Here is a 4,730-nt window from a genome sequence, read left to right as displayed (position 1 = left end):
GGTTAAACTGGTTGGGTTCMGCTGACAGTGAAGTGGTAGCTRGATCTTTTGATCTTGCTACCGAAGGCTTTACCGGTCAGCATCATCCAAAMAGGAGGAGGTGCCCGTGTCCCAGAGTTCCAAAATGCAGGGTTTGCTGATCGCGGAGAAGGCCGCCTGATAAAGGCATTCGCTTCCTGATCAAACGGTTTCGCGCCATAGCGAACCCGGCGAGAGCCCCCGGAGCAATCCGGGGGCATCGTTATTTWAAGSRKTAATTGYAGTTAATATTCAATYAATTRGTTAATATTCAAGGGCACCTCGAAAAAAGAGCTTTTTACTAACTTTAGCTGCTCATAAAAAAATGCCTTTCGGCAAATATTAATCGTAACAACTCCCGCAAAATTGAAAATAGATTTACAGTTTATGCAATTTTATAAGTTAATTAAATGCTGATCAATAAATTACTTGAAAGATATAGGTAGCGTAAGAAATTAAATGTAAGATTTTTTAGGCTCCACCAAGCATTATTCTTTTTAAGCCCRATTTTTCTTGTGAATTTGCCTCCCATTGATGTAGCAAAACAACCAAATACATGTTCTACTCGAGCTCGAGTTTGAGACCTAATGGAATTGCGCTCTGTTGCAGCTGCACTTAGAGKGTGATTTCTTGAGCCCTTCTCATGGATCCTATTTTCAAATCCAGCTAAGCTAAGTAAATCTTTAAAACGCTCGCCAGAATATGCAGAATCTGCCCATACATAATCATCGTGATTTTCAGGATCTAGGAGCATTGGAAGCATCTGGCTATCGTGAATATTTGCAGGGGTAACTACAAAACGTCTGATAAAACCGTGCTCAGCATCAATGCAAATGCTGTTCTTATAACCATAGTGGTTGATATCATTTTTTTTAACCCAACGCGCGTCCAAATCCTTTTGCTGCAGTCGCTTTGGGCTTTCATTCCATCCATCTGGTAGGCGATTCGCCTTTATCTCTTTATTCTCTTCCCGGCTATTACGCTGCTTTGGGACAGGAACAAGTGTGGCATCAATGATTTGTCCACCGCGGGCTTCTAGTCCTTGATCTCTTAGGTAGCTCTCAAACATTTCAAAAAGCTCATCTATTACATTCGCCTYACGGAGACGCTCTCTAAAAAAAGCCACTGTAGTTGCRTCKGGGATATCATTCATTACGCCCAAACCAACAAATTCCTCAAACGAACGCCTGTCATTAACTTGAAACTCAACCTCCTCATCACTCAGRTTAAAAAGTTGCTGGAGAACCAGCATTTTAAATAAAATAAGSGGATCAATTCTTTTRCGGCCAGCATTGCTCTTGCGYTCTTGAMTRTAACCCTTMTCAAGTAATGGRCGAAATGCTTCCCATGGAATTGATTCCGAAARGCAAGTTAGAACAGGCTTCTTATTTTTGAGCTTTGATACTCTTTCTTGTTCGTCCCAGAAACCCTTTTGGCCCATTGGTAACAGTCAATTATCTCAGAGAATTATAACTCAAACCGAACCTCTATCTAGAGCTACATCAATTTTTCGAGGTGCCCTTAATATGGCATCATCCAGGTTATCTGGTTGATTTGCATCATAATTAAGATAAAGCGCTACATCAGATGATGGACTGGATAACTTTTCAGGATAGATATCTGAATAAATTTCGTCGCTATCCTGATAGGAAATAGTTACCATATAGTTAGTAGATGGTTTTAGGCTGATCAATTCATCTATGTAGTCCATTGATTCAAAAACCACACTAGGGCCGTCATATTCCTCAAAGGAGACACGAAAGGTTCCAGGGAATTCAGAAAGTAAAACAACATCAGTATGAAATAATTGCTCCTCCTTGCCTAATTCCTGAGGAAGCACAGGAGTGTTAAATAAAAACCTTTGATCTCGATTGGCGATCAAAGAGGTATTAAGCAATATGGGTGTATTGAATTCGGCAAAAAAACCATTACTGTCTGGTTCGCCAAATTCTTTAAGATCATGATCCTTTACCAACATATCCAAGTCGTAAGAAATATCTAATCCATCAGATGGAATTAGAACAATCTTGTCACCATTAGCAAATTCGAGAAGTTTATCTCCGAAATGAAGCTCAGAAAAATTAAATAATAATGTATCAGGATTATTTACTTGTTTAGACCAACCTCCCTTCTTATTGCCATTTAAATCCTGAAATTCAACAGTAATAGTACCTGAATTTCCTACGGAAAGGAGATCTAAATACAAGATAAGATCTGATACTTCTGCGGTTTTTAATTCAGGCAAAATAACACTATTACTGTTTACAAGAGAATTACTAGAAAGCTCAGATAGATAGCCATTAATTTCTAGAGCAAACCATGCTTCGTTTGAAAAGCTTTTTATTATTTCCCCACTATAACGTACTTTCTTCTCTGATTGATCGGCAGAAGCCGTGTTAGTATCAACCGTTTGCAACAACTTTGCAATCCTGTCTAATAATGCAGACCATCCAGTTTGAGCCTCAAATTCTGGCGCTTTAATTTTAAATTTTGCCGAAGTTCCCAAATCAACGTACTGGCTGTAGTCTGTTGGGAGTGTAATTGTTAGACCAGAACTATTCTTTTCTATAAATCCATCCGCAATAGGTCGATATTTTTGATTATTCACAACTACTGCATTATCAAGCTTAACTAAGATCTCTTGAGAAGCATTTATTAGTGCTGTTGAGGCCCCTTGTAAGCTTTTGGTAATCAGAGCAAGATTACCAAGATCCTGCAAATACTTATACTCGTAAGAAGTCCCTTTCAGTCTAAGAGTATTAAGCAAGTTATTCAAAAGTTTCTCATCGCTTTTCAATAATTCATCAACGTAAGCCTTGATCGCCTTATTAAGATCCGGGATAGCATTTGTATCTGTGAGAGAAATAGTATAGAAAATACTATTACGGCCATTAAAAGTTGAGACGAATGCTTCGCCTAAACGTTTAGATACGAACTCAATATCTGATTGTGACTCGAGCTTGGAATTCGTTTTAAAGTCAGATAAAGTTAGAAAGTAATCAAAACCATATCCAGGTACTACCTCCTGAGAAGCGAGAATATATCGAGTTACGCTAGCTAGCTCAGTAGCTAGTTCAACATTAGCCATCAGACACTCATCGTAAGTTACAAGTCCAAATCTACTTTTCTGGGCTGAATTTAAAATAGATTTAGAAAGGCTATTTTTGAAATCAACAACCTCTAGATTGATATAATTTTGATCGAGATCAGTACTCGGGCCATCTCCGTTCGATCCATTAATAAAACTACCGCCATGATTTGAAAGCCAAATGGCGTGGGTTTTTTGATTAAAAAATATACTGCTATTTGATTGATCAAGGATGTAATCTACAGCGACCGGAGAACCTGTTTGCATTTCAGGCAAAATATCAAACTTAGTAGAAATGCCAATATTAATGCTCGGGGATATATTCTGGGAAGATTTTGTACTTCCAGTGGCAATAATTGATTGAGTTAAATTATTTGCATAACTGGAAGGATTATTAATGGCTTCCTCATAAATTGCCATAAATTTTTCATTAGATATTTTACTGGGTTGGACAATTGCTATACCTGTTTTCTTCCAAATGTCCTGCGAGAAACCACTCGTATTGTAGGAATCCACTCCGTTCCAGCCAGTGGGGTAAGCTAGATTATTGTCAACTCCATTAGCTTGATCAAATAGAATTGATGAGGAGAACTGACCCGGATTTTTAAGAAGTGCCAATTCTTTTTCAACTAAGTTCTCTGTTAGATATCTTGATAGATCTACGTTTGTAAAAAGATTTGCGATGTTGTAGGTATCAGCCATTTCAAAGGTACTCAGAGTTTATTAATCTTAGCATGGCTGGGTGGCTAACACAGCGCAAGCTGATCATTAGTTACACTCTGAGATATTTCCCCATCAACAAATAGCGTAAAATGCCGTTTCGCAATCGAAGCGGAAAAGATCTGTTTTAACCTAAGGTTTAAGCACTTTTGAACAAGGGCTTAACTCATATGCCTAGTAAATTCTCTAAAGATTTAGGTACACTAAAACCTATGGAAGACCGCCGTGTTGTTCAGATAGCGCTAGAGGAGGATTTGATCTGCCTGCGGGGGTTAAGCCCAAAGCGCTTGCGATTTGGAGTGGAGTATGGGCTGGAGCGGGGCACCTGCCACAACAGTTTTCTTTATACCAGTAGCGGTAATTGCGCAGCTGTTCTGGTGCATCCACCTGGGGATGCCTTTGCGGAGCCATTCTTAGAGCAACTAAAAGATTTAGTGCCCTTCACCAGCCCCCTCTCCGTGGTGCTAAGTGATGTGAACCCAAATCGGGTGGCCTTGCTGCAGCGCTTAGCAAAAAGCTGGCCACAACTAAAACTGATGGCATCTAATGCCGGCGCCAAACTGCTTAAGGAGTTATGGAACCAACAAAGGCCGGGCACTGAGGCGCCAACTCCACCACCAGCTTTAGCGCCATTGGAGGTGGTTAAACATGAACAGCTGCTTGTATTACCCAATGGCCACGAACTGCAACTGTTGGCATTGCCAACACCCCGTTGGCCCGGCGGTTTAGCTGCTTTCCACGGCGCCAGTGGCCTGCTGATGAGCGGACGATTTTTTGGCGCCCATCTCTGCACCGAGAGCTACGCCGAAACCAACCCAACAAGCAGTAGTGAAGATCGCCGCTACTACTACGACTGTTTGATGGCACCGATGGCAAACCAGGTGGAGCTGGTGGTGAATCGCCT

At 40.5% G+C, this 4,730-nt stretch carries 3 protein-coding genes; 1 reads left to right on the top strand and 2 read right to left on the bottom strand.

Features of this window, described 5'->3' with window-relative positions; genetic code table 11:
* Positions 1-424: 424 nt before the first annotated feature.
* Together C7K08_RS12655 and C7K08_RS12650 are read right to left on the bottom strand one after the other, a co-directional pair.
* Positions 425-1,459: an IS5 family transposase gene (locus C7K08_RS12655; protein ID WP_106500940.1), complete on the bottom strand. Its 1,035-nt coding sequence runs from the start codon at positions 1,457-1,459 to the stop codon at positions 425-427.
* A 33-nt stretch (positions 1,460-1,492) separates the two neighbouring features.
* Positions 1,493-3,808, bottom strand: a complete 2,316-nt coding sequence (locus C7K08_RS12650; RefSeq protein ID WP_106500939.1) for a clostripain-related cysteine peptidase — start codon at positions 3,806-3,808, stop codon at positions 1,493-1,495.
* A gap of 230 nt (positions 3,809-4,038) precedes the next feature.
* Here C7K08_RS12650 and C7K08_RS12645 point away from each other — a divergent pair.
* On the top strand, positions 4,039-4,730 hold a 692-nt coding region (locus tag C7K08_RS12645; protein WP_479725435.1), incomplete at its 3' end, for an MBL fold metallo-hydrolase.

The organism is Synechococcus lacustris str. Tous, assembly GCF_003011125.1.
Lineage (GTDB): Bacteria > Cyanobacteriota > Cyanobacteriia > PCC-6307 > Cyanobiaceae > Synechococcus_D > Synechococcus_D lacustris.
This window is presented reverse-complemented; position numbering and strand designations above follow the sequence as displayed.

Coding starts and splice junctions, on each gene's coding strand:
- C7K08_RS12650 (WP_106500939.1), bottom strand. CDS start 3,808: ATGGCTGATACCTACAACATCGCAAATCTTTTTACAAACGTAGATCTA.